The sequence below is a fragment of the Sphingomonas sp. AAP5 genome (assembly GCF_004354345.1).
GTDB classification, from domain to species: Bacteria; Pseudomonadota; Alphaproteobacteria; order Sphingomonadales; family Sphingomonadaceae; genus Sphingomonas; species Sphingomonas glacialis.
In genome coordinates this window covers 1,576,027-1,598,865 of the sequence record NZ_CP037913.1, presented here as the reverse complement: position 1 = coordinate 1,598,865, position 22,839 = coordinate 1,576,027, and the positions used below count along the sequence as shown (strand labels likewise).

The 22,839-nt window shown below is 66.8% G+C and carries 24 protein-coding genes and 2 tRNA genes; 20 read left to right on the top strand and 6 right to left on the bottom strand.

Features of this window, described 5'->3' with window-relative positions:
- Nucleotides 1–58 precede the first annotated feature (58 nt).
- The 3 genes from lon to E2E30_RS07245 all read left to right on the top strand — a co-directional run bounded on the left by lon (nt 59) and on the right by E2E30_RS07245 (nt 3,176).
- Nucleotides 59–2,545 carry an endopeptidase La gene (gene lon, locus E2E30_RS07255; protein WP_133188600.1) on the top strand — a complete coding sequence of 829 codons (2,487 nt, stop codon included), beginning with the start codon at nt 59–61 and terminating at the stop codon, nt 2,543–2,545.
- Between the two features lie 153 nt (nt 2,546–2,698).
- Nucleotides 2,699–2,971 (top strand): HU family DNA-binding protein, encoded by a 273-nt coding sequence (locus tag E2E30_RS07250; protein ID WP_133191967.1) that lies wholly within the window; start codon nt 2,699–2,701, stop codon nt 2,969–2,971.
- Between the two features lie 130 nt (nt 2,972–3,101).
- Nucleotides 3,102–3,176: transfer RNA gene (locus E2E30_RS07245), tRNA-Val, on the top strand.
- Nucleotides 3,177–3,219: 43 nt separating this feature from the next.
- Here the strand turns inward: E2E30_RS07245 and E2E30_RS07240 are convergent.
- On the bottom strand, nt 3,220–3,831 hold the full coding sequence (locus tag E2E30_RS07240) for a prolyl hydroxylase family protein (protein ID WP_240699100.1): 612 nt from the start codon (nt 3,829–3,831) through the stop codon (nt 3,220–3,222).
- A gap of 210 nt (nt 3,832–4,041) precedes the next feature.
- Here E2E30_RS07240 and E2E30_RS07235 point away from each other — a divergent pair, with 210 nt between their 5' ends.
- The 16 genes from E2E30_RS07235 to E2E30_RS07160 all read left to right on the top strand — a co-directional run bounded on the left by E2E30_RS07235 (nt 4,042) and on the right by E2E30_RS07160 (nt 17,837).
- Nucleotides 4,042–4,905 (top strand): type II secretion system protein N, encoded by an 864-nt coding sequence (locus tag E2E30_RS07235; RefSeq protein WP_133188596.1) that lies wholly within the window; start codon nt 4,042–4,044, stop codon nt 4,903–4,905.
- Nucleotides 4,902–7,118 carry a type II secretion system secretin GspD gene (gene gspD / locus E2E30_RS07230; RefSeq protein ID WP_133188594.1) on the top strand — a complete coding sequence of 739 codons (2,217 nt, stop codon included), beginning with the start codon at nt 4,902–4,904 and terminating at the stop codon, nt 7,116–7,118. Before E2E30_RS07235 ends, gspD begins: the two co-directional genes overlap by 4 nt.
- Nucleotides 7,119–7,265: 147 nt before the next feature.
- The gene (locus E2E30_RS07225; protein ID WP_133188592.1) at nt 7,266–8,810 is read left to right on the top strand and encodes a GspE/PulE family protein; all 1,545 of its coding nucleotides are present in this window, start codon (nt 7,266–7,268) and stop codon (nt 8,808–8,810) included.
- Nucleotides 8,811–8,914: 104 nt separating this feature from the next.
- Entirely contained in the window at nt 8,915–10,141 is a 1,227-nt protein-coding gene (gene gspF, locus E2E30_RS07220) for a type II secretion system inner membrane protein GspF (RefSeq protein WP_133188590.1), read from the top strand.
- Nucleotides 10,142–10,157: 16 nt separating this feature from the next.
- Nucleotides 10,158–10,658 (top strand): type II secretion system major pseudopilin GspG, encoded by a 501-nt coding sequence (gspG, locus tag E2E30_RS07215; protein ID WP_443018392.1) that lies wholly within the window; start codon nt 10,158–10,160, stop codon nt 10,656–10,658.
- Nucleotides 10,633–11,109 (top strand): GspH/FimT family pseudopilin, encoded by a 477-nt coding sequence (locus E2E30_RS07210; RefSeq protein ID WP_133188588.1) that lies wholly within the window; start codon nt 10,633–10,635, stop codon nt 11,107–11,109. The genes gspG and E2E30_RS07210 overlap by 26 nt, the downstream gene beginning before the upstream one ends.
- Nucleotides 11,072–11,470, top strand: coding sequence for a type II secretion system minor pseudopilin GspI (gspI, locus tag E2E30_RS07205; protein WP_416194498.1), 399 nt, complete (start codon nt 11,072–11,074; stop codon nt 11,468–11,470). The genes E2E30_RS07210 and gspI overlap by 38 nt, the downstream gene beginning before the upstream one ends.
- Nucleotides 11,467–12,093 carry a type II secretion system minor pseudopilin GspJ gene (gene gspJ, locus E2E30_RS07200; protein WP_133188584.1) on the top strand — a complete coding sequence of 209 codons (627 nt, stop codon included), beginning with the start codon at nt 11,467–11,469 and terminating at the stop codon, nt 12,091–12,093. The genes gspI and gspJ overlap by 4 nt, the downstream gene beginning before the upstream one ends.
- Nucleotides 12,077–13,072 (top strand): type II secretion system minor pseudopilin GspK, encoded by a 996-nt coding sequence (gene gspK / locus E2E30_RS07195; protein WP_133188582.1) that lies wholly within the window; start codon nt 12,077–12,079, stop codon nt 13,070–13,072. Before gspJ ends, gspK begins: the two co-directional genes overlap by 17 nt.
- The gene (gene gspL, locus E2E30_RS07190; RefSeq protein WP_133188580.1) at nt 13,069–14,166 is read left to right on the top strand and encodes a type II secretion system protein GspL; all 1,098 of its coding nucleotides are present in this window, start codon (nt 13,069–13,071) and stop codon (nt 14,164–14,166) included. Before gspK ends, gspL begins: the two co-directional genes overlap by 4 nt.
- Complete coding sequence (gene gspM / locus E2E30_RS07185) at nt 14,163–14,639, top strand: type II secretion system protein GspM (protein WP_133188578.1); 477 nt, start codon at nt 14,163–14,165, stop codon at nt 14,637–14,639. Before gspL ends, gspM begins: the two co-directional genes overlap by 4 nt.
- On the top strand, nt 14,636–15,367 hold the full coding sequence (locus tag E2E30_RS07180; RefSeq protein WP_133188576.1) for a type II secretion system protein N: 732 nt from the start codon (nt 14,636–14,638) through the stop codon (nt 15,365–15,367). The genes gspM and E2E30_RS07180 overlap by 4 nt, the downstream gene beginning before the upstream one ends.
- 54 nt (nt 15,368–15,421) lie before the next feature.
- Nucleotides 15,422–15,498 (top strand) — tRNA-His (locus tag E2E30_RS07175).
- A 27-nt stretch (nt 15,499–15,525) separates the two neighbouring features.
- Nucleotides 15,526–16,578: a Leu/Phe/Val dehydrogenase gene (locus E2E30_RS07170; RefSeq protein WP_133188574.1), complete on the top strand. Its 1,053-nt coding sequence runs from the start codon at nt 15,526–15,528 to the stop codon at nt 16,576–16,578.
- 85 nt (nt 16,579–16,663) lie between these two features.
- The gene (locus E2E30_RS07165; RefSeq protein ID WP_133188572.1) at nt 16,664–17,062 is read left to right on the top strand and encodes a VOC family protein; all 399 of its coding nucleotides are present in this window, start codon (nt 16,664–16,666) and stop codon (nt 17,060–17,062) included.
- A gap of 121 nt (nt 17,063–17,183) precedes the next feature.
- Nucleotides 17,184–17,837, top strand: coding sequence for a tetratricopeptide repeat protein (locus E2E30_RS07160; protein WP_133188570.1), 654 nt, complete (start codon nt 17,184–17,186; stop codon nt 17,835–17,837).
- A gap of 44 nt (nt 17,838–17,881) precedes the next feature.
- On the opposite strand, the gene E2E30_RS07155 is transcribed toward E2E30_RS07160, so the two are convergent.
- From E2E30_RS07155 to E2E30_RS07140, 4 genes are all read right to left on the bottom strand, one after another.
- Nucleotides 17,882–18,160 carry a hypothetical protein gene (locus E2E30_RS07155; protein ID WP_133188568.1) on the bottom strand — a complete coding sequence of 93 codons (279 nt, stop codon included), beginning with the start codon at nt 18,158–18,160 and terminating at the stop codon, nt 17,882–17,884.
- 158 nt (nt 18,161–18,318) lie between these two features.
- On the bottom strand, nt 18,319–19,722 hold the full coding sequence (locus E2E30_RS07150) for a M20/M25/M40 family metallo-hydrolase (RefSeq protein ID WP_133188566.1): 1,404 nt from the start codon (nt 19,720–19,722) through the stop codon (nt 18,319–18,321).
- A complete protein-coding gene (locus E2E30_RS07145; RefSeq protein WP_133188564.1) occupies nt 19,719–20,135 on the bottom strand; it encodes a type II toxin-antitoxin system VapC family toxin in 417 nt (138 codons plus the stop codon). The genes E2E30_RS07150 and E2E30_RS07145 overlap by 4 nt, the downstream gene beginning before the upstream one ends.
- A gap of 23 nt (nt 20,136–20,158) precedes the next feature.
- On the bottom strand, nt 20,159–20,413 hold the full coding sequence (locus E2E30_RS07140) for a hypothetical protein (RefSeq protein WP_133188562.1): 255 nt from the start codon (nt 20,411–20,413) through the stop codon (nt 20,159–20,161).
- Nucleotides 20,414–20,514: 101 nt separating this feature from the next.
- On the opposite strand from E2E30_RS07140, the gene ettA reads away from it, so the two are divergent.
- Nucleotides 20,515–22,194, top strand: a complete 1,680-nt coding sequence (gene ettA / locus E2E30_RS07135) for an energy-dependent translational throttle protein EttA (RefSeq protein ID WP_133188560.1) — start codon at nt 20,515–20,517, stop codon at nt 22,192–22,194.
- Nucleotides 22,195–22,218: 24 nt separating this feature from the next.
- Here the strand turns inward: ettA and E2E30_RS07130 are convergent, their stop codons facing one another.
- Nucleotides 22,219–22,791, bottom strand: coding sequence for a Uma2 family endonuclease (locus tag E2E30_RS07130; protein ID WP_133188558.1), 573 nt, complete (start codon nt 22,789–22,791; stop codon nt 22,219–22,221).
- Between the last annotated feature and the right edge of the window lie 48 nt (nt 22,792–22,839).

The following is a 22,839-nucleotide window of genomic DNA, read 5'->3' as shown; positions in this document are numbered from 1 at the left end:
GCAACTCCCCCCATATAAGGGGGCAAGCACGCGGCCTTGTCGCGATCTCGGAGTATCCATGACCCAAGCTTCTTCCACCCCGTCCACTCAGGCTTATCCCGTCCTGCCGCTGCGCGACATCGTTGTCTTCCCCAACATGATCGTGCCGCTGTTCGTCGGTCGCGACAAGTCGGTCGCAGCCCTGGAAGCCGCAATGGCCGCCGACAAGGAGATTTTCCTGGTCGCGCAGCTCGATCCGAGCGAGGACGACCCCGATCGCGACGATCTGTACGAGATCGGCGTCACCGCGGTCGTGTTGCAATTGCTCAAGCTGCCCGACGGCACCGTCCGCGTGCTGGTCGAGGGCAAGCGCCGCGCCGCGCTGACCTCGCTCGTCCAGAGCGACGGCTATCTGTCGGCCGAAGTCGAGATGCTCGAGGGCGATGCCGGTTCGGACGAGCTCGAAGCCGCGAGCACCGAGCTGGGCGACCGCGTTGGCGAGATCACCCCCGACGATCTCAGCCCCGATCTCAAGGCGCTGATGCGTTCGGTGATCGACCAGTTCGAGAATTACGCCAAGCTCAACCGCAAGCTGCCGGCCGAGACTGCCGTCCAGCTCGGCGAGATCGAGGATCCCTCGAAGCTCGCCGACGCGGTCGCCGCCAACATCCAGGTCAAGGTCAGCGACAAGCAAGCGCTGCTGATCGAGCGCGATCCGGCCAAGCGGCTCGAGATGGTGTTCGCCTTCATGGAGGGCGAATTGGGCGTCCTGCAGGTCGAGAAGAAGATCAAGTCGCGGGTCAAGCGCCAGATGGAGAAGACCCAGCGCGAATATTATCTCAACGAGCAGTTGAAGGCGATCCAGCGCGAACTCGGCAACGAGAGCGATGACGGCGAAGGCGACGAGATCGCCGAGCTGACGCAGAAGATCGCGACGATGAAACTCTCGAAGGAGGCGCGCACCAAGGCGACCGCCGAGCTCAAGAAGCTGAAGACGATGGCGCCGATGAGTGCCGAGGCGACCGTCGTGCGCAACTATCTCGACGTGCTGCTCGGCCTTCCGTGGGGCAAGAAGTCGAAGATCCGCAAGGATATCTCGGCCGCGCAAGCGGTGCTCGACGAGGACCATTATGCGCTCGAGAAGGTCAAGGACCGGATCATCGAATATCTCGCGGTGCAGGCGCGCACCAACAAGCTGAAGGGGCCGATCCTGTGCCTCGTCGGCCCGCCTGGCGTCGGCAAGACCTCGCTCGGCAAGTCGATCGCCAAGGCGACCGGCCGCGAGTTCATCCGCCAGTCGCTCGGCGGCGTGCGCGACGAAGCCGAGATCCGCGGGCATCGCCGCACCTATATCGGCTCGCTGCCGGGCAAGATCGTGACGAACCTCAAAAAGGCCGGCACCAGCAACCCGCTGTTCCTGCTCGACGAGATCGACAAGCTCGGCCAGGATTTCCGCGGCGATCCGGCGTCGGCATTGCTCGAGGTGCTCGACCCCGAGCAGAACGCCAAGTTCCAGGATCACTATCTCGAGATCGACGTCGATCTGTCGGACGTGATGTTCGTGACCACCGCGAACACGCTCAACCTCCCGCAGGCGCTGCTCGACCGAATGGAGATCATCCGGCTCGAAGGCTATACCGAGGACGAGAAGGTCGAGATCGCCGAACGCCACCTGATCGAGAAGCAGATCGAGGCGCACGGCTTAAAGGAAGGTGAGTTCACGCTCACCACCGAGGGCCTACGCGCGCTGATCCAGTACTACACGCGTGAAGCCGGCGTCCGCACGCTCGAGCGCGAGATCGCCAAGCTCGCGCGCAAGGCATTGCGCCAGATCCTCGAGGGCAAGACGACGAGCGTCACCGTAACGCCCGACAATCTGTCCGACTTCGCCGGCGTGAAGAAATATCGTCACGGCTTGGGTGAAGAAGAGAATCAGATCGGTGCGGTCACCGGGCTCGCCTGGACCGAGGTCGGCGGCGAATTGCTGACGATCGAGAGCGTCACCGTGCCCGGGCGCGGTCAGGCCAAGATCACCGGCAAGCTCGGCGACGTGATGAAGGAATCGATCGAGACCGCGTTCAGCTTCATCAAGGCGCGCTCGCCCTCGTACGGAATCAAACCGAGCATCTTCGCGCGCAAGGACATTCACATCCATCTGCCCGAAGGCGCGGTGCCCAAGGACGGTCCGTCGGCGGGCATCGGCATCGTGACGGCGATCGTCTCGACGCTGACCGGCGTGCCGGTGCGGCGCGACATTGCGATGACCGGCGAGGTGACGCTGCGTGGTCGCGTGCTGCCGATCGGGGGCTTGAAGGAAAAGCTGCTCGCGGCGTTGCGCGGTGGCATCACCACGGTGCTGATCCCGCACGAGAACGAGAAGGACTTGGCCGATATTCCCGCGAATATCCGTGACGGGCTCAAGATCATCCCGGTGGCGCATGTCGATGAGGTGCTCCGTCTTGCGCTAACCGCGCCGTTGACGGCGATCGATTGGACCGAAGCGGACGATCTGGCGGCACAGCCCCCGGCGGGCGTCCCGGCAATCGGTGGTGAACTGCACCACTGAGCTCGGATCGGCGTATAATACTGCATCCTCGCCGTTTTGACCGACGGCGGGGATGTTTTTGCTTTGACAGCCCCGGTGCGAGCCGCCTTACTGCGCCACCGGCTTTCGCCTGGGAATCATTTCAGTAGTTTTTTAAACGGGGGTTTCGTGGCCATGAACAAACAGGAACTGATCGCGACGGTGGCCGACACGTCGGGTCTGACCAAGGGTGATGCAAGCAAGGCCGTCGAAGCCGTGTTCGAAGCCGTGTCGGCCGCGCTGAAAAAGGGGGATGAAGTCCGTCTCGTCGGTTTCGGGACGTTCTCGGTCAGCAAGCGCAAGGCGTCGACCGGCCGCAACCCGCGCACCGGCGAGCCGATGACGATCAAGGCCTCGTCGCAGCCCAAGTTCAAGGCCGGCAAGGGCCTCAAGGATTCGGTCAACTGATCGACTGACTCGGAAATTCTGGGCATCGGCGCTGGACAAGCGGCGCCGGCTCGTTTTAAGAGACTGCAACAGGGCGGCGTCAATGCCGCCCTTCTCCGTTTTGCCCCGCCGTTCCGGCGGAAAAGGCAACGGGCGCGTAGCTCAGTGGTAGAGCACACCCTTCACACGGGTGGGGTCGCAAGTTCAATCCTTGCCGCGCCCACCATATCGCAGCCGCCGGATCCGCATGGGTCTGGCGGCTTTTTCCGTTACCGCCAGGCGCGTTCGCGAAACCATTTGGTGATGACGTATTTGGTCCCCGCGCGGACTTTCATGCCGTGGTGGAGCGTGGCCGGGTTGAGCGTGCCATCGGCCTGCCGGTTGTTCCAGGCGAGCAGCTTGCCCGTCTCGGGCTGGATGATCTTGTTGATCGCCTTGAACCGCGTCGCGCCGCCCGCTTCGGGTTCGTTGAGATAGAGCATCACGGTCCAGGTGCGGTTGCCCGCGCTACGACAATGGCGATCGAAATCCACGCCGCCCGGTTCGAAATAATCGGTGTGCGGCTTGAACTCCTGGCCAACCGCGTAGCGCTGACCCTGGATCGGTTCGCCGTGCGCCGGGTCGAGCCCGGTGAACGCGCTGATCCGCGCGTCGAGCCACTGCGTGAGCGGGGCGAGCGAGTCGAGATCGCCGGTCTCGCTCGTGCGAAACGCGCGGTCGCCGTTGAAGTCCGCGACCGTCGAAGGGCGCCGCGTCGCGTCGACCGCGTCGCGCACCTGCGCGCAGGTTTCGGCATCGAGGAACTTGCGGCACACGAACAACGTCAGTTTGGGAGACGGAACACGCTGGACCCCCGGCAGAGCGGCGAGATGTGCGACCATTGCCGCTGCATTGAGACCCGAACCGAAGCTGGGGGCGGCTGGGAAGGCAGGAGCATCGGTCACGCGACACACTTTGCCAAAGACTTCGCGCATTTTCCAGGTGCTGGCAGCGCGTCCGATGCGGGGGGCGCCACGTACAAGGTTCACAGCGGCACCGCGGAACGGTAACACGGGCTGTAATATGGCGTCGCGATCGGGGATGGGTTCCACATGCGCTTGGTTTTGGATGCGCGGGCGCGGGCCTTTCTGCGACGGTTTCCGGTTACCACGGTCTATTCCGCGCTCGAGCTGGCGCTGATCGCGGGGCTTGCCGTGCAAAGCGCGCGGCTCGTCTGGGCGGTGCTGACGCCGGTCGGCCCGGTCGGGATCTGGCGCCCCGAGCAAGGCGGCGTGCCCGGTTCCCCCGAGGCGATCCTGCGCGGCTTCGATCCGTTCTACCGCGCGAGCGGCGGCGATGTCGCGGGGCCGTCGGTCGTCACCACGCTCCAGCTCTCGCTGTTCGGCGTGCGGATCGACGAAGCGCAGGGCGGTGGCTCGGCGATCATCGCTGGCCCCGACGGCGTCCAGCAAAGCATCGGCGTGGGGCAGGAGATCATGCCCGGCGTGCGGCTGAAGGCGGTTGCGTTCGACCACGTCACGATCGATCGCGGCGGCGTCTCTGAGGATCTCTATCTGCCGCAGACCGAGCAAGCGCCGGTCGCGCCCGCGATGCCGAACGGGCCACCGCTGATCGGCGGCAGCGCACCCGCAGTCATCACCGCGCCACCGCCTGCCGCGGTCGGACCGCAAGGCGTCAGCTTTGCGCAGTTGCGGCGCGATGTCGGCTTCATCCCGCGGATCGACGGCGGCCGCGTGACGGGGTTGACGGTGCGGCAGCAAGGCGACGGCGCTGGCTTCCGCGCGGCAGGGTTGCGCGACGGTGACGTCATAACGCAGATCGCGGGCAAGCCCGTCGGCGGCGCTGCAGACATCGAGCGTCTCGGCGCGCAATATGCAAAGGGCGGCACGCTAGGCTTTACGGTCGAGCGTGGCGCAGACACTGTACCACTCGTCATCACGATTGCGGGGCAATGAAGAAACGAATCCTGGCGCCTATCCTCGCGATCACGCTTGTCACGGCGGCGCATGCGCAACAGACCATGAATGTCCGCGATGCGGATATTCGCGCGTTCATCGCCGATGCCGCCCGCGTGACGGGGCGGACCTTCATCATCGACGCGCGAGTGCAGGGCAAGGTGACCGTCGTCACCGATCACCCGGTGAGCAAGTCGCAATATTTCGAGATCTTCCTCTCGACGCTGCGTGCCAACGGGCTCGTCGCGGTGCCGACGACCAATGGCGCGTTCCGCATCCAGCCGACCGATAACGCCGCGTCGCAGCCGAGCCGCATCGGCTCGCGCGGCGCGACGAGCAACAGCTACATCACCGAAATCGTCCGGCTGCGCTCGATCGATGCGCAATCGGCGGTCGACACGGTGCGCGGGCTGATCTCGCCGCAAGGCTCGGTCACCGCCAATCGCGGCGGCAACAGCCTCGTCATCGTCGACTTTGCCGACAATGTGCGACGCGTGCGCGAAGTGCTGCGCCGGATCGACACCGACACCGCCTCGACGCGGATCATCGCGCTTAAGAACGCCGGCGCGCGCGAGATCGCGACCGCGTTGCAGGCGCTCGCCGGGCAGAGCGCAGGCGGTGCCGGGGGGGCAGCGCCCGCGGGCGCCGCGACGTCGGTCAGTGTCGTTGCGGTCAACAGCTCGAACTCGGTCGCGATTCGCGGCGATGCTACCTCGGTCGCGCGGCTCGCTGCGGTTGCCGAGGATCTCGATCGGCGCGCCAAGAACGGCACCGAGATCAAGGTGATCTTCCTCGAAAACGCCGATGCCGAGCAATTGCTGCCGGTGCTCCAGCAGCTCGTCGGGCAGACGCCATCGCCGATCACCAACCAGCAATTGTCGGCGTCGAACTTCGGGAACAACAGCCAGTCGGGCGGCAGCAACGGCAACAATCCCAGCTCGCGCCCCGCGAACACGCCTGCGGTCCAGCAGCAGGACACAGGAAATACCGGCAACGCACCAACCCAGACTGCGATCACTTCGGGCGGCCGAACCGCCTCGGTCGTGACGCGTTTCGTCGGGGCGAACGCGATCGTCATTGCCGCGCCCGCCGAAGTCCAGCGTCAGCTCGCCGACGTCGTCCGACAGCTCGATACGCGGCGCGAGCAAGTGCTGGTCGAGGCGATCGTCGCCGAAGTGTCGGACCAGACGGCGAGCTCGCTCGGCGCGCAATTCGCGATCGCGAACTTGAAGGGCGGCGCGTTCGCCGCGTCGAGCTTCCAGAACTCGGCGCCGAGCCTGCTCACCATCGCCGGCGCGATCGGCGCGCGGCAGCTCGCGACGACGACGACGACGATCAACGGCGCGACCGTCACGACGAGCACCGGCAGCTCGTCGAGCGATTCGCTGACGCAAAGCGCGATCAGCTCGGTGCTCGGCGCGAGCGGCGGCTTTGGCGGCTGGGCGGGCAAGATCGGCGACACCGTCTTCGGCTCGATCATCAACGCGGTGAAGAGCGACACGACCTCGAACCTTCTCCAGGTGCCGCATCTGGTGATGCTCGATAATCAGGAAGCACACAGCCTGGTCGGGCAGGAAATCCCGATCACCACGGGCAAGGCGCTGTCGACCAATTTCGACAATGCCTTCCAGACGACGCAGCGTGAGAATGTCGGGATCGAGTTGACGGTGCGGCCACAGGTTAATTCGAGCGGAACGGTGAAGCTCAACCTGCGGCTCGAGGTCAGCTCGATCGCCGGGCCGGTGTCGAGCAGCAACAGCGACCTGATCCTCAACAAGCGCGAGGTCGAGACCGTCCGCACCGTCGACGACGGCGACATTGCGGTGATCAGCGGCTTGCTCGACGATAACGAGCGGCGGACGATCGAGAAGATCCCGTTGCTCGGCGATATTCCGGGGCTGGGGAACCTGTTCCGCTCGAAGGCCAAGTCGCGGACCAAGACCAATTTGATGATCTTCATCCGCCCGACGATTCTGCGTACCGCCGATGACAGCCGCAAGCTGACCGAGCAGCGTTATGGCTATCTCCGGCTCCAGCAGGGGCTGGCGATGCCCAATGACGAGCCGTCGATCGACCAGCTGGTGCGCGATTATATGGGCGCGGCGCCACCGATCCCGAGCGCGCCGGTGCCGGGGAATATCGAGGATCCGCGGATCATGGTGCCGGTGCAGCGGAGCTCGAGCACGGTGATCCGCACGAAGCGGGACCGGTGATGGCGATGCGCGGTCCCGCTTTCTCCTTCTGCGCTTCCCCGGCGCAGGCCGGGGCCCAGGGGCGGGCGGCTGAGTGTTCGGACGCTGCGCGCGATGCGCCTGACCTCCGCGACTGGGCCCCGGCCTGCGCCGGGAAAGCGCGTTAGGATGGCCGAGATCGATCTTCTGGCGCTGACAAGCGTGGCAGCGGCAACCATCCCCTACGCCTTCGCGCGCCGCTTCGGCGTCGTCCTCGACCCGACGCACGAACACCTGACCATCGCCATGCGCGAAGGCTCCGACCCCAAGGTTCTGCTCGAACTGCGCCGCCACCTCGCGCGCGCCTTCGACGTGACCTTCGTCGTCGCGACCGAATTCGATCGCCTGCTGTCCGAGGCCTATGCGATGGACGGCCAGGCCGCCGCGATGGCCGCCGGCACGCTCGGCCTCGGCGACGAACTCGACCTGCTCGCCGATCATCTTCCCACCGCTGACGATCTGCTCGACACCGCCGACGATGCCCCCGCGATCCGGCTGATCAACGGCATCATCGCCGACGCCGCGCGCAACGGCGTGTCGGACATCCATATCGAGCCGTACGAGACCGGCCTCGTCGTCCGCATGCGCATCGACGGCGTGCTGCGCGAGACGCTGCGCATGCCGCCGCACGTCGCCCCCGTCGTGGTCAGCCGCGTCAAGGTGATGGCACGGCTCGACATCGCCGAGCGACGCGTGCCGCAGGACGGCCGCATCGGCCTGACGCTCGGCGGCAAATTGCTCGACGTCCGCGTCTCGACGCTGCCGAGCCGCGCGGGCGAGCGCGTCGTGCTGCGTATCCTCGACAAGGAAAATGCCGGGATCACGCTCGACGTGCTCGGCATGACCGCGGCCATCAACCAGTTGCTCAAGGACGCGGTCACCGAGCCCAACGGGATCATCCTCGTCACCGGGCCGACCGGTTCGGGCAAGACGACGACGCTCTACGCCTCGATGCGGCTGCTCAACGATGGCAGCCGCAATATCCTGACGGTCGAGGATCCGGTCGAATATGCGATGGAGGGCGTCGGCCAGACGCAGGTCAACGCCAAGGTCGGGCTGACCTTCGCCGCGGGGCTGCGCGCGATCCTGCGGCAGGATCCCGACGTCGTGATGGTCGGCGAAATCCGCGACCGCGAGACCGCCGAGATCGCGGTGCAGGCGTCGCTGACCGGGCATCTGGTGCTGTCGACCGTCCACACCAACGACGCGGTCGGCGCGATCACGCGGATGCGCGACATGAAGGTCGAGCCGTTCCTGCTGGCATCGACGCTGCGGGCGGTGATCGCGCAGCGCTTGGTGCGGCGTTTGTGCGAGGTGTGCCGGCGGCCGGTGGCGGCGGATGCATCGGTCGCGGCGCTGCTCGGCTTCGAGCCGGGGGCGATCGTCTATCAGGCGGTCGGGTGCGAGCAATGCCAGGGGACGGGCTATAAGGGCCGCGTCGGCGTCTATGAGGCGATCCGCATCGACGAGACGGTGCGACGGCTGATCAACGATGGCGGCGACGAAGCGCTGATCGCGCGGCATGCGTTCCTGCATGCGCCGACCTTGGGTTCGGCGGCGCGGCAGTTGGTGCGCGACGGGGTGACGACGCCTGAGGAAGCGGTGCGCGTTTCCAGGCGCGACATGGCTGATGCCGAGGCGCCGATGGTGGTGCCGGAGGTGGGGGATGCGTGACCGCAATCGTCGCCCCGGCGCAGGCCGGGGCCGCTGCGTTGTAGGGCGCGACGGCACTCCAGAACGCAGCGGCCCCGGCCTGCGCCGGGGCGACGGTATGACACATGCCTGACTTCGATTACCTCGCGATCGACACGAAGGGCCGCGAGGCGCGCGGGGCGATCGCTGCGCCGTCGCTCGACGCGGCGCGCGTATTGCTCGACCGGCGGCGGCTCTACGTCGTCAAGGTCGAACCCGGCTCCGGGCGCTCCCCCAAGGGCAAGCCGCTCCTCTCCGACCTGCGGCTGGGTTCCAAGAAGATGAGCACCAAGCAGCTCACGCTCTTCACCCGCCAGCTCGCCACGCTCAACCGCGTCTCGCCGCTCGAGGAATCGCTGCGGACGATCTCACGCCAGACCGAGCAGCCGCATGTCCGCGCGATCGTCGAATCGGTCCATGCCGGCGTGGTCGAGGGCCGTCGCCTGCACGAGGCGATGGCGCGCGAGGGCAAGAGTTTCCCCTCGCTCTACCGCGCGATGGTGTCGGCGGGCGAGAGCTCGGGCTCGCTCCCGGTGATCCTCGAACGCCTCTCGGTGCTGCTCGAACGCCAGGCCGAGATCAACGGCAAGATCATCACCACGCTCGCTTACCCCGCGGTGCTCGCGGTGGTGGCAATGGCGGTCGTCACCGCGCTGATGGTGTTCGTCGTCCCGCAGGTGGTCGAGCAGTTCGACACCGTCGGGCAGCAGCTCCCGTTCCTGACGCGCGTCGTGATGGGGCTGTCGAACTTCATGGTCGGCTATTGGTGGGCGATCCTGCTCGTCATCCTGCTTACCGGCTTCGGATCGTGGCGCGCGCTCAAGAACCCGCGGATCAAGCTCGGCTTCGACAGCTGGATCCTCAAGCTGCCGATCCTCGGCCGCCTGTTCCGTGATCTCCACGCCGCGCGGATGGCGCGCACGCTTGCGACTATGGTCGCCAGTCGCTTGCCGCTGCTCGAAGGGCTGACGCTGACCGGCAGCACGATCCACAACCTCCGCCTCAAACAAGCATCTGACGAGATCATCGAATCGATCCGCGGCGGTGGCAGCCTGTCGGCGGCGATGCGCCGCGCGGGCGTCTTTCCGCCGCTGCTGACGTATCTGGCTGCGTCGGGGGAAACGGCGGGCCAGCTCGACGACATGCTCGAGCGCGCGGCGGAGTATCTCGAGCGCGAGTTCGACCGTTTCACCACGACCGCGCTGTCGCTGCTCGAGCCGATCATCATCGTCGTGATGGGGGGTGTCGTCGCGACGATCGTGCTATCGATCCTGCTGCCGATCCTGCAGCTCAACACCCTGGCAGGCCAATAACATGACGAGGTTCGCAATGCCCCCCATCCGTCATTCCCGCGCAAGCGGGAATCCCGCTGATTTCCCCGCCCAGCAGAGGCGGGATCCCCGCGTTCGCGGGGATGACGGGGAGTCGGGTTTTACGCTGATCGAGCTGATGGTGGTGATCGTCATCATCGGCCTGCTTGCCGCGATCGTCACCTACAACGTCCTGCCGCTCGGCGACAAAGGCAAGATCGTCAAGGCCAAGGCCGACATCTCGACGATCGAGGGCGCGCTCGATCTCTACAAGCTGCAGAACGATTCGTACCCCTCGACCACCGATGGCCTGCAGGCGCTGGTCTCGGCACCGGCCGATGCCGATGCGTCGAAATATCAGCGCGGCGGCTATATCAAGAAGCTGCCGCTCGATCCGTGGGGCAAGCCGTATCTCTATGCGGCGCCCGGCGCACATGGCGAGGCCGATGTCTGGACGCTCGGCGCGGACAAGAAGGAAGGCGGCGAGGGCGTCAATGCCGATATCGGCAGCTGGCAGTAATCGCCGGAAGGGCGAGCGCGGCTTCACGCTGATCGAGCTGATGGTCGTCGTCACGATCATCGGTCTCGCCAGCGCGGCCGTCGTGTTCGCGCTGCCCGATCCGCGCGGTCGTCTCGCCGACGAGGCTGCGCGCTTCGCGACGCGGACCAGCGCCGCGCGCGATCTTGCCGTGGTCGGCGCCAAGCCGATCAGCGTGTGGGTGTCGCATGGCGGCTACGGGTTCGACGAGCGCGTCGACGGCGCGTGGGTCGCGATGGCCGAGAAGCCGCTGCGCGTTACGCAGTGGGGCAAGGGCACGCACGCGCTGCCGAGCGGCGATGGAACACGCGACCGCATCCTGTTCGATTCGACCGGCGGGACCGATCGCCCGCTCGACGTGACGCTCGAGCGCAGCGGGCAGAGTGTCGTCGTCCATGTCGGCAATGACGGCAAGGTCCGCGTCGGTGGCTAAGCCCCGCGGCTTCACGCTGATCGAGATGATGGTCGCGCTCGCGGTGTTCAGCCTTGCGGCGCTCGCGCTGATCCGGCTCGAGGGCGCAACGATCCGCGGCGCCTCGACGCTCGACACGACGCTGCTCGCACAGACGGTCGCACGCAACGTCGCGATCGAGGCGATGACCGACGCCAAGCCTCCGACGATCGGCGCGGCGAGCGGTGTCGAGAGCAATGGCGGGCGCGCGTGGAGCTGGACTCGCAGCGTCCAGCCGACCGGCGACATTCGCGTGCTGCGGATCGACGTCACCGTGCGCGATCCGGCGGGGCGGCAGGCTGGGCATCTGACCGTGGTGCGCGACGGGACGCGCGCGCCATGACGCCCGCGACCGACGATGCCGGCTTCACGCTGGTCGAGGTGATGATCTCGCTGCTGATCTTCGGCTTGCTCGCGGCGGCGGGGGTGGCGCTGTTGTCGTTCTCGGTCCGCGCGCAGACCGCGACGGGCGTGAAACTCGACGACGTCTCGGCGATGAACCGGCTCGGCGCAATCCTTACTGCCGATCTGGCGCAAGCGACGCCGCGCCCGACGCGCGGCGAGGATGGCCGCGTCCTCGCGCCTTTCACCGGCGAAGCGGGCGCGGCGGCAGCGCCGATGCTGCGGCTGGTGCGCAGCGGCTGGAGCAATCTCGACGGCACGCCGCGCGCGAGCGTGCAGAAGGTCGACTATGGCGTGGTCGACGGCGCGCTGGTTCGGACCGCATATCCGATGCTCGACGGTGCGCCGCCGCTCCCGCCGACGCCGCTGCTGGCGCACGTCCGCCAGGTCGCGCTGCGCTACCGCATCAAGGGCGCGTGGAGCGACCGCTGGAGCGGCAGCCCGCAATCGCCGCTGCCCGACGCGCTCGAACTGCGCGTGGTGCGCGACAGCGGGATCGCGACGCGCCAGCTCTTCCTCGTCGGCACCGGCTATGGGAGGCGCGTCGATGACCGCGTCGGTTGAGCGCAAATCCTCCGAGCGCGGCGCCGCGCTGCTCACGGTGTTGCTGCTCGTCGCGGTGATCGCGGTGCTTGCCGGGACCGCGCTCGAGCGTTTGCGACTCGCCACGCGGCTCGGCGGCAACGCCGTCGCGCTCGACCAGGCGCGCGCCTATTCGTTCGCGGCCGAGACGCTCGCGGTCGTCAGGGTCAGCGAGTTGCTGCGCAAGAGCCCCGACAAGGTGACGCTGCAGGGCGGCTGGAGCGGCACGCCGTACCCGCTGCCGATCCCGAACGGCACCGCGACGGCAACGGTCGTCGATGGCGGCAATTGCTTCAACCTCAACAGCCTCGTCACCGAGACGCCCGCGAAAAGCGGCAGCTATTTCGCCTACACGCCAGCGCAACTCCAGTTTGCGCGACTGATTCGTCTGGTCGATCCCGCAGCGGCATCGCCCGAGGCGATCGCCGCTGCCACCGCCGACTGGATCGACAGCGACGATTCGCCGATCACCGGCGGCGCCGAGGACCGCGACTATCGTGGTGGCGCGCAGCCCTATCGCACCGCGAACACACTGATGACCGATCCGAGCGAGTTGCGCGCGGTGCGCGGCGTGACGCGCAGCGATTACGACAAGCTCCGGCCGTGGCTGTGCACCTTGCCCGTCGCCGGGCTGTCGCGGATCAACGTCAACACTCTGCTGCCGGAGCAGGCGCCGCTGATCGCGATGCTGCGGATCGGCCTTTCGCCCGAGGCGGTGCGGCAAGTGCTGCTCCAGCGTCCGCCTTTGGGCTTCGCGACGACGACGGCCTTCTGGGCGCAAAGTGCGGTGCGCAGCAGCACCGGCGACGATGCGCCGTCGCAGACCGACGTAAAGACGACATGGTTCTCGCTCAAAGTGCGCGTCGCGCTCGGCGGGGCCACGCTTGAACAAACCGGACTGATCGACGCGACGGCGCTTCCCGCGCGGCTCGTATCGCGGCAATGGGGCGAGCCATCATGACAGAAACGCTCGTCCTCTTCTTGCCCGCCCCCGATCTGCCGTGGCGCTGGCTGCGCATCGCGGGCGACACCGTCGCGGCGCGCGGCGAGGGCTTTCCGCTGCTCGCCGCCGATACGACGCTGGCGTGTGTCGCTGTCGCGCCGGCTGACGCGGTGACGCTGCATTGGGCCGAACTGCCCGATCGCTCGCTTGCCCAGTCGGTCACTGCCGCACGCATGCTTGCGGCGGATGCAAGCGCTGGCGCGATCGGCGATCTGCACGTCGCGGTCGGGCGTGAGGGGGAGGTCGTCGAGCGGCCGATCGGCGTCGTTGGCGCGCTGCAGATGCGCGCATGGCTCGAACTGCTGGCCGAGAACGGCGTCGATCCCGATGCGATCTTGCCCGCGCCGCTGCTGCTGCCACGGCCCGAGACGGGCTATCTTCGCGCCGATCTCGGCGGCGAGGGCGTAGTGCGCGGCGTCACGAGCGGGTTCGCCGATGAAGCTCGGCTGACCGAGCTTGTCACGGGCGGCGTCGCGCCGGTGGTCCTGTCGCGCGATGCGCTCGAGACCGCGATCGTTGCGGCGGTGGCGGCGCCGTCGCTCGATCTTCGCCAGGGCGCGTTTGCGCGCAAGACGCGCCGCGCGGTCGATTGGGCGCTGGTCCGCCGACTCGGCTGGCTGAGTGCGGCGATCCTCGGCGTGACGCTGCTCATCACGATCGTCCAGCTGTTCAAATATTCGACCGCTGCGGATGATCTCGAACGCCGCACCGAACTGCTCGCGCGGACCGGGCTTGCGCGCGGCGAGGCGGTGAGCGACGCCGATCGCCAGTTGACCGCGCGGCTCGACCGGCTGCGCGGCGGCGGGCTGGGCTTCACCCGGACCACGGCGGCGGTGTTCGCAGCGATCCGCGCGACGCCGGGAAGCGAAGCGCACACGCTCGCCTTCGATCCCAACGGCACGCTGCGCGTCGGCGTCGGCGTCCAGAACGAAGGCCAGATCCTCGACCTGCAGCGCCGGCTCGGCGCGAGCGGCTTCGACGCGACGCCGCAAGGCCAGTTCCAGTCGGTGAACGGCCGCCTCTTGGGGGATCTGACGGTGAAGCCACGATGACCGAGCGCCTGCTCCTCTGGTTTCGCGCGCGCACGCAGCGCGAGCAATATCTCGTGCTCACCGGCGCGGTGCTCACGCTGCTGGTGCTGTGCTATTTCCTCGTCGTGCCGCTCGGCGATGCGCTCGAGTCGGCTAAGGCGCGGCATGCCGATGCGGTGATCGCGCTCGGCGAGACGCAAGTGCGCGTCGATGCGGTCAAGGCGGCACAGACGCTGCGCGTCGCTCCGCTCGATGCTCCGCTCGAATCGGTGATTCGCGCGCGCGCCAACGATGCCGGCTTCGCGCTGGCGAGCGTCACGCCGCAGGGCAGCGACCGAGTCGAGATCGCGATCGGCTCGGCGCGACCCGGCGCGCTGGTCGCCTGGATTGCCGAACTCGAGGCGGCGGGGATTCTCGTCGACCGGCTCGCCACCACTGCTGGCGCCGACCGTACCGTGTCGGTGCAACTGACGTTGAAGGCGAAGGGCCAATGACGCGCTTTCGATTGAAGACCGGCCCCGTCGCGCTGTTCGGCGCGGTGTTCGTCGTCGCGCTGCTCGTGCTGCTGCCGCTGCGCTTCGTGCTCGGGGCGTTCGAGCTCGAGCAAAGCCGAGTCGCCGCGCGCGAGGCGAGCGGCAGCGTGTGGTTCGGGCATCTCCGCGAGGCGCAGGTCGGCAGCATCGCGCTCGGCGATCTCAGCGCATCGCTGTCGCCCTGGGCGTTGCTCGCCGGCCGGGCGCGCGTCGATCTCGCGAGTCCGGCGACGGGTGCGGACGCGACTCGCGCGATCCACGGCGCGATCAGCGTTTCGCGGCACGGCGTCGGGCTCGACGACATGACCGCGAGCGTGCCCGCCGGTGCGGTGTTCGCGCCGCTGCCGGTCAGTGGGATCGATCTCGACGCCGTCACCGTCCATTTCGTCAACGGCACGTGCGAGAGTGCTGAGGGGCGCGTCAAGGCGACGCTTGGCGCGGACATCGCCGGAATCAGCTTGGGGCAGGGGCTCGCCGGCACCGCGCGCTGCGACGCAGGTGCTTTGCTGCTGCCGCTCGCGAGCCAGGCGGGGACCGAGCAGATCGCGCTGCGGCTGTGGCTGAACGGGCGGTTCCGCGCGGACCTCACGGTCAAGCCAAGCGACTCAAGCGCGGCGCAGAAACTCGAGCTGAGCGGCTTTCAACCGAGCCCGTCGGGGCATCGGCTGTCGATTGACGGTAAATTCTGAACGATCCATTCTTGACGCTGGCCCCTCGACCCCGCTAGGGGCGCTTCCTCTGCGGCGATCGTAGTTCAATTGGTTAGAGCGTCGGCTTGTGATGCCGGATGTTGCGGGTTCAAGTCCCGTCGGTCGCCCCACTTCTTTCAACAGCCAGGAATTTGTCCGTGACCACCGGCTGGGGCTTCCCCGATTTTGATGATCATGAGGGCGTGCACCTCTTCACCGATCCCGCTTCGGGGCTTCGCGCGGTCATTGCGGTTCATTCGACCAAGCTCGGGCCGGCGGCTGGCGGCGTGCGCTTCTGGCACTATGCCGATAGCGACCGTGCGATCACCGATGCGCTGCGCTTGTCGCGCGGGATGAGCTTCAAGAACGCCATGGCCGATCTCCCGATGGGCGGCGGCAAGGGCGTCGTGCTCGCGGCGAACCCTGGTGACAGCATCAGCCATGCACAGCTCGAGGCGTTCGGCCGCGCGGTCGAATCGCTCGGTGGGCGCTATGTGACCGCCGAAGACGTCGGCATGTCCGAGGCGAGCATGAAGACGATCGCGACGATGACCAAGCATGTCTCTGGCCTTCCCGTCGCAGCCGGCAGCGCGGGCGGCGATCCCGGGCCGTACACCGCAATGGGCGTCTATCTCGGCGTCAAGGCAGCCGCACAGCGCGGGCTTGGTGCCAACGACATGAAGGGCGTGCGCGTCGCGATCCAGGGCGTCGGCAGCGTCGGCGGCGGGCTCGCCCGCTTGCTCGCCAAGGACGGCGCGGTGCTCACGCTCGCCGACGTCAATGCCGACCGCGCGAAGGCGCTCGCCGAAGAGCTCGGCGCGCAGACCGCTGGTGCCGACGAGATTCTCGGCGTCGAGGCCGACATCGTCAGCCCCAACGCGCTCGGCGCGATCCTGACTCCGGCATCGATCGCTGCGCTTCGCACCACGATCGTCGCAGGCGGCGCGAACAACCAGCTCGAGACCAAGGCCGAGGGTGCGGCCCTCCAGGCGCGCGGCATCCTGTACGCGCCCGATTACGTCATCAACGCCGGCGGCATCATCAACGTCGCGCTCGAGTATCTCGGCCACGGCGATCAGGCCGAAGTCGAGACGCGTATCGCTCGCATTCCCGACCGGCTGGTCCAGGTGTGGGACGAGGCCGAGCGCACCGGCGCGCCGATCTCCGACGTCGCCGACACGATCGCACAGCGTCTGATCGGCCGCGCTTGAAGGCCGCCCACGCGGACGCCCTCGGGCGTCCGCTGAGGGGCGGTCTGGCATTGGCGCGACGGGCGTTATCGGTCAGAAGGGCCGGATGCCACAGCGTCTCGCCCTGACCTCTCTACTCGTTGCGGATTATGATCTCGCCATTGCCTTCTTCGTCGATGCGCTCGGGTTCGAGCTTCGCGAGGATACTGCGCTCGGCGATCAGAAGCGCTGGGTCGTCGTTGCGCCGCCGGGTAGTGCAAACGGGCTGCTGCTGGCGCGAGCCGTTGGCGAGGCACAAGTCAGCGCGGTCGGCAATCAGAGCGGCGGACGCGTGTTCCTGTTTCTTGAGACCGATGATTTTGCCCGCGACCATCATGCCTATACGCAGCGCGGCGTCCGGTTCGTCGAGCCGCCGCGACACGAGCCGTACGGTATTGTCGCGGTCTTCGAGGATCTGTGCGGAAACCGCTGGGATCTGATCCAGCCGATACGTTCTGGCCACTGACCCGTGGGTGTAGCGCCCGTGAAGCGGCGGCGCGCCCGCGCTTGTGCTTAGACCCAACACTTGTGCTTAGACGTCGCGCGCAAATCCCGTACAGCAGCCTGATGAACGCAAAGCAGACGCAATGAGTGGCTGGATCGGTTTGGCGCTGATCGGCGTCGTGGCCGCCGCAGCCTTATGGGCCAGCGGCGTGTCGCGCTCGCTGTGGACGCTGGTCGGCGCTGCCTTTATGCTCGGGGCTGCCGGATATGCGCTTCAGCAACGCGCCGGGCTTGGCGAACATCTGGCGGTGTCGGATGCGATCCCCGTGGCGGTCGCCCCGGAAATGGTCGAGCTGCGCGACGCGATGCTCGGTCGCTTTACCGGCGACGGCGCATATCTGATCGCGTCGGATGCGCTGATGCGCGCGGGCAGCCGGCGTAGCGGCGTCAATGTCATCCTGCTCGGCCTCAACCATTATCCGCGCAGCCTGACGTTGTGGACCGGGCTGGGGACTGCGATGGCGCAGCACGACGCCGCGATGTCCCCCGCGGCGCGGCTCGCGTTCGAGCAGGCGACCCGGCTCGCGCCAGACCATCCCGCACCAGCATTTTTCGAAGGGCTCGCTTACGCGCAGGCCAGGGATTATCGCACCGCGCGTCGCTATTGGGCGCGGGCGCTCAGCCTGGCGCCCGCTGGCACCTCGTATCGTCGCGAGATCGCGTTACGCTTGGCGGCGCTCGACATGGTCCTCGCGCAGCTTGACGCAGCGGGCACGAAAAAGGGCGCCTTCCGCTAGGAAGGCGCCCCAAATCTTCAGATCCGGGCCGAAGCCCAGTGATCTTAGTTGGCAGCCTTGGCGACGTTGTCGGCCTTGGCTTCGCCCGCGTCACGGACGTTGTCGGCAGCGTCATGCAGTTCGTCGGCCTTGTTCGCCAGGACGTCCGAAGCAACCGCGTTCGAGGTGTTCGAAGCCATGTCGTCGATCATCGACGCGTTGTTGTCGATGCCGTCGGCGATGACGTCAGCATTGTTTTCGATTGCAGCAGCTTCAGGGTTCTTGTTGCAAGCGGCGAGCGAGACCAGGCCGGCGGCGACGAGAACAAGGGCGATCTTCTTCATGCAATTGCTCCCAAGCAAATTAGCGCTTCGCAGTCGGCCCTATGCCGCCCGCGAAGATCGGAGGCATAGCGCCCCGCTGCGGTGCGTCAATCGCAAATCGGCCATAGACGGGCGCTTCTGCCACCTTTCGGCCATATTTGCGACGAAGCGAGCGCGGGCTATTTCTTCGGCGTAACCGGGCCGATTGCCTCGGGCGCATCGGCGACGATCGCGAGCATTGTCGCCCAAGCCGCTACATTCTGACGCAATTGTTGCGGATCGATCCGCTCGAGCGTGTCCTCTGGCGTGTGGTGGTAATCGAAATAGCGCGTGCCGTCCTGGTTGAGGTCGATCGCGGCGACGCCGGTCGCCAGAGTCGGGCCGACATCGGTCCCGTCGCCCCCGATTCCGCTGCCGCGAACGATTCCGAGCGGCGCGAGCGCGGCGGCGAGGCGATCGCCGACGGCTTTGGCGGTCGCGGGGAGGTTGGTTTCGAATCGCCAGACGCGGTCGGCGCCGAAGTCGGATTCGGCCGCCAGTGCGTGCGTCTCGCCGGCATGTGCCTTGGCATAGGCGAAGCCGCCGAAGCCGCCGGTCTCCTCGTCGCCGAACCAGACGACGCGAATCGTGCGGCGATGGCGACCGCTGTCCATCAGTCGCTTTGCGGCGGCGGTGGTGATCGCGACCCCCGAGGCGTCATCGATCGCGCCGGTGCCCAGATCCCAGCTGTCGAGATGCCCGCCGATCAGGATCGTGCCTGCCTTGGGATCGGTGCCGGGGACTTCGGCGACGACATTGCCCGACATGCGGGTCGGCACGAAGGTCGGCGTGAGGGTGAGGTGGAGCGTGACGGGCTTGCCGCGCTTGATCATCCGCTCGAGGTTGGCCGCATCGGCGACCGAGAGCGCGGCAGCCGGGATCGGAGCGACGCCCGGCGCGAAATTGGTCACGCCGGCGTGTGGCCCGCGACCGTGGTCCGAACCGATCGAGCGGATCACGATCGCGCTTGCGCCCTTCTGCGCAGCGATGCTCGGGCCGGCGCGACGCGCCTGGCCTTCGGGGCCATAGGCCGATCCGTCCTGATTGGCCTGCATCGCGTTCGAGACGAAGGCGATCTTGCCCTTAAGACTCCCATCGGGCGCCGCGCGGAGGTCTGCGAGCGAGGGGAAGAAGGCGACCGGGAGCGTCAGCCCCTCGGCGGGCGTCGCGCCCGAATTGCCGAGCGCGGTCAGCCGCAGCGGCTGCGCGAACGGCGCGACCACCTCCGCCGTCTCGACGCCGCGGACCCAGACATTCTGCAGTTCATACGGTTCGATCCGCACATTCTTGAAACCGAGGCTCTTGAGCTTCGCCACCGCCCATTGCCGCGCCCGCTCTTCCTGCGGCGAGCCGTCGGGGCGGGGCCCGACCTCGGTGGTGAGCCCCTCGACGATGTCATAGGCGATGTCGTCGTTCAGCGCCTTGTCGCGCAGCGCAGCGACTGCGGGATCGACCAGCGGGGCAGGGCGCTGGGCGAGCGCCGGACTGGCGAGCAGGGTCGAGGCGAGCAGCAGGCAAGGGGCGAGGGCGCGAAGCTTGGTCAAGAAGGAGTCCCGTCTGTTTGCAAGGGGTTGATGGCGGCGACACCGAGCGAGGCGGCAGCGCGGACTTGGCGGATGTCGGTCGAAACGAGTGTAAGCCCGAGGCGTCCGGAAGTGGCAATGTGAATCGCGTCGGGAAGGCGCAAACCGAGCGAAAACTGCGAGACCATAACCGTGGCGTGGGCGATATCGGCGCTATTGACCTGGATGAACGTCCATTGCGCGGCGTAAGACTGAAAGTCTGCGATCAGGCCATGCGCATAGTCTGCCGAAAAGTCGCCGCGTCGCACGCGGTTTCCCAACGCCGACTGCGCCTCACCCCAACAGAAATCGCTATAGAACGATGTTGGATTCGTGGCGATGAGCCAGTCCGAGATGGCGTTCCATACGACGTCGCTCACGATCATCGCGACCACAGCGCTTGCGTCGAAACACGCTTTCAACAATCGTCTGCGTCGCGCAGTTCGCGGATCAGAGTCGCAGCGTCTCCGATGCGCACCGGATATTTGGCCCGCAACGCCTTCAGCCCTTCCATGTCGAAGCCTCGCGGTTTGGCAGCGGCCGCCAAAGGCTGTGGCGCCGCAACGGTCGCCACCACCACGCCATCGCGCACGATCTCGACCGCGCCGTCGCGCTCGACCGCTTCGACCAGATCCGCGACGCGGCGATCATCCGAGATGTCGATCCGTTCCATCGCAACAGGCTACCGCACCCCGCCCACGTTGCCAACGCCCCCGCGCATCGCTATCTGCCACGCCAACAATCCACCATCTTTACCCCCGGAGTCCGCAGCCGATGGCCGTGCAGTACAGCTATGTGATGAAGGGCCTGACCAAGACCTTCCCCGGCGCCCCCAAGCCGGTGCTCAACAACATCTCGCTCCAGTTCCTCCCCGACGCGAAGATCGCGATCATCGGGCCGAACGGCTCGGGCAAGTCGACGCTGATGAAGATCATGGGCGGGATCGACCCCGAATTCACCGGCGAAGCTTGGGCCGCCGAGGGCATCAAGGTCGGCTATCTGCCGCAGGAGCCCAAGCTCGACGAGACCAAGGACGTGATCGGCAACGTGCGTGCCGGCGCCGGCCCGATCGGCGGGATGGTCGATCGCTATAACGAGATCGTCGCGATCATGGGCGATCCGCCCGAGGATTGCGACTTCGACGCATTGCTCGCCGAGATGGGCGATTTGCAGGAGAAGATCGACGCGGTCGACGGCTGGAGCCTCGACAACCAGCTCGAAATCGCGATGGAAGCGCTGCGTTGCCCGCCGGGCGACAGTTCGGTCACGAACCTGTCGGGCGGTGAGAAGCGTCGAGTCGCGTTGTGCAAGCTGCTGCTCGAAAAGCCCAACATCCTGCTGCTCGACGAGCCGACCAACCATCTCGACGCCGAAAGCGTCGCCTGGCTCGAAAATTACCTGCGCGACTATGTCGGCAACGTCATCCTCGTCACCCACGATCGCTACTTCCTCGATAACGTCGTCAACTGGGTGCTCGAGCTCGATCGCGGGCGTTACTACACCTATGAGTCCAACTATTCGGGCTACCTCGAGAAGAAGGTCAAGCGGCTCGAGCAGGAGGATCGCGAGGAGCAGGGCAAGGCCAAGGCGATCTCGGACGAGCTCGCCTGGATGCGCCAGACCCCCAAGGCGCGCCAGACCAAGTCGAAGGCGCGTATCCGTGCGTTCGACGAGCTGATGGAGAAGCAGGAGAACCGCAGCGTCGGCAAGGCGCAGATCCTGATCCAGCTGCCCGAGCGTCTCGGTGGCAAGGTGATCGAGGCCAAGGGCCTGACCAAGGCTTACGGCGACAAGCTGCTGTTCGACAATCTCGACTTCGTGCTGCCACCAGGCGGCATCGTCGGCGTGATCGGGCCGAACGGTGCGGGCAAGTCGACGCTGTTCAAGCTGATCACCGGCCAGGAACAGCCCGATGGCGGTTCGATCGAAGTCGGCCAGACCGTCAAGCTCGGCTATGTCGACCAGTCGCGCGACGATCTGACGCCGTCGAACACGGTGTGGGAAGAAGTCTCCGACAAGCTCGAAGTGTTCCGCTTCGGCAAGCAGGAGCTCGGCACGCGCGCCTATGTCGGCGCGTTCAACTTCAAGGGCCAGGACCAGCAGAAGAAGGTCGGCCAGCTGTCGGGCGGCGAGCGCAACCGCGTCCATCTCGCCAAGATGCTCAAGGAGGGTGGCAACGTCCTCCTGCTCGACGAGCCGACCAACGATCTCGACGTCGAGACGCTGCGCGCGCTCGAGGAAGCGCTCGAGAGCTTCGCGGGTTGCGCGGTGGTCATCAGCCACGATCGCTTCTTCCTCGATCGCCTCGCGACGCACATCCTCGCGTTCGAGGGTGACAGCCATGTCGAATGGTTCGAGGGCAATTTCGAATCGTACGAGGAAGACAAGCGCCGTCGCCTCGGCGATGCGGCCGACCGCCCGACGCGGCTGGCCTACAAGAAGCTGACGCGCTGATCAGCGCGGTCGATGCGGCGGGCCCTAGAGGCTCGCCGTATCGACGCTCAAGCCCACGATCGTCGCCGCTGCGATGATATCGCCGAACGCGACCGCGCAGCGTTCGGCATAGAGCTCGCCGATCGGCGACCACATCTGGTGGATCGTGCGCGCCTTGATATCGACCACCCAATATTCGGGCATCGCGGCGCGGGCATAGCTCGCGACCTTGCGGCGGATGTCGCTGCGCATCGTCGTGTCGGACACTTCGATGACGAGGTGCACCGATAGGAGCGGGACGAAGCCCTCGCCGCGCGGCTCGCTCGTCAGCACGATGTCGGGCTCTGGCACGTCGTGCCCCGACAGCGCGATGCTCGCTTCGACCAGCGGGCGCAGCGGCGAGCCGATCGCCCGCAGCGCCGCGCGGATCGCATCATACAATTCGATCTTGGCGAGCGCGTGCGGTCGATGCTGTGCGTTCACGAAATACACCCCCCCGTCGATCAACTCGGTGCGAGTGTAGGGGGCGAATGCTCCTGCTTGGTGAAGCAGCAGATAATCCTCGGACCGCAGCCGGACCGGCAGCGGCGCGGTATTGAGGGGCGGCGCATCGCTCATGCGCCTAGAATAACACTGCTATAGGTTAAGTGCAGTTGCGAAATTGGC

What these genes read in the sequence shown, in the direction of transcription:
- gspD (WP_133188594.1), top strand. Translation starts at nt 4,902, where the DNA reads ATGAAGAAACGAATCCTGGCGCCTATCCTCGCGATCACGCTTGTCACG.
- E2E30_RS07180 (WP_133188576.1), top strand. Translation starts at nt 14,636, where the DNA reads ATGACGCGCTTTCGATTGAAGACCGGCCCCGTCGCGCTGTTCGGCGCG.
- gspL (WP_133188580.1), top strand. Translation starts at nt 13,069, where the DNA reads ATGACAGAAACGCTCGTCCTCTTCTTGCCCGCCCCCGATCTGCCGTGG.
- E2E30_RS07210 (WP_133188588.1), top strand. Translation starts at nt 10,633, where the DNA reads ATGCCGATATCGGCAGCTGGCAGTAATCGCCGGAAGGGCGAGCGCGGC.
- E2E30_RS07160 (WP_133188570.1), top strand. Translation starts at nt 17,184, where the DNA reads ATGAGTGGCTGGATCGGTTTGGCGCTGATCGGCGTCGTGGCCGCCGCA.
- E2E30_RS07250 (WP_133191967.1), top strand. Translation starts at nt 2,699, where the DNA reads ATGAACAAACAGGAACTGATCGCGACGGTGGCCGACACGTCGGGTCTG.
- ettA (WP_133188560.1), top strand. Translation starts at nt 20,515, where the DNA reads ATGGCCGTGCAGTACAGCTATGTGATGAAGGGCCTGACCAAGACCTTC.
- E2E30_RS07140 (WP_133188562.1), bottom strand. Translation starts at nt 20,413, where the DNA reads ATGGAACGGATCGACATCTCGGATGATCGCCGCGTCGCGGATCTGGTC.
- E2E30_RS07235 (WP_133188596.1), top strand. Translation starts at nt 4,042, where the DNA reads ATGCGCTTGGTTTTGGATGCGCGGGCGCGGGCCTTTCTGCGACGGTTT.
- lon (WP_133188600.1), top strand. Translation starts at nt 59, where the DNA reads ATGACCCAAGCTTCTTCCACCCCGTCCACTCAGGCTTATCCCGTCCTG.
- E2E30_RS07130 (WP_133188558.1), bottom strand. Translation starts at nt 22,791, where the DNA reads ATGAGCGATGCGCCGCCCCTCAATACCGCGCCGCTGCCGGTCCGGCTG.
- gspM (WP_133188578.1), top strand. Translation starts at nt 14,163, where the DNA reads ATGACCGAGCGCCTGCTCCTCTGGTTTCGCGCGCGCACGCAGCGCGAG.
- E2E30_RS07165 (WP_133188572.1), top strand. Translation starts at nt 16,664, where the DNA reads ATGCCACAGCGTCTCGCCCTGACCTCTCTACTCGTTGCGGATTATGAT.
- gspG (WP_443018392.1), top strand. Translation starts at nt 10,158, where the DNA reads ATGCCCCCCATCCGTCATTCCCGCGCAAGCGGGAATCCCGCTGATTTC.
- E2E30_RS07155 (WP_133188568.1), bottom strand. Translation starts at nt 18,160, where the DNA reads ATGAAGAAGATCGCCCTTGTTCTCGTCGCCGCCGGCCTGGTCTCGCTC.
- E2E30_RS07225 (WP_133188592.1), top strand. Translation starts at nt 7,266, where the DNA reads ATGGCCGAGATCGATCTTCTGGCGCTGACAAGCGTGGCAGCGGCAACC.
- gspI (WP_416194498.1), top strand. Translation starts at nt 11,072, where the DNA reads ATGTCGGCAATGACGGCAAGGTCCGCGTCGGTGGCTAAGCCCCGCGGC.
- E2E30_RS07240 (WP_240699100.1), bottom strand. Translation starts at nt 3,831, where the DNA reads ATGGTCGCACATCTCGCCGCTCTGCCGGGGGTCCAGCGTGTTCCGTCT.
- gspF (WP_133188590.1), top strand. Translation starts at nt 8,915, where the DNA reads ATGCCTGACTTCGATTACCTCGCGATCGACACGAAGGGCCGCGAGGCG.
- gspK (WP_133188582.1), top strand. Translation starts at nt 12,077, where the DNA reads ATGACCGCGTCGGTTGAGCGCAAATCCTCCGAGCGCGGCGCCGCGCTG.
- gspJ (WP_133188584.1), top strand. Translation starts at nt 11,467, where the DNA reads ATGACGCCCGCGACCGACGATGCCGGCTTCACGCTGGTCGAGGTGATG.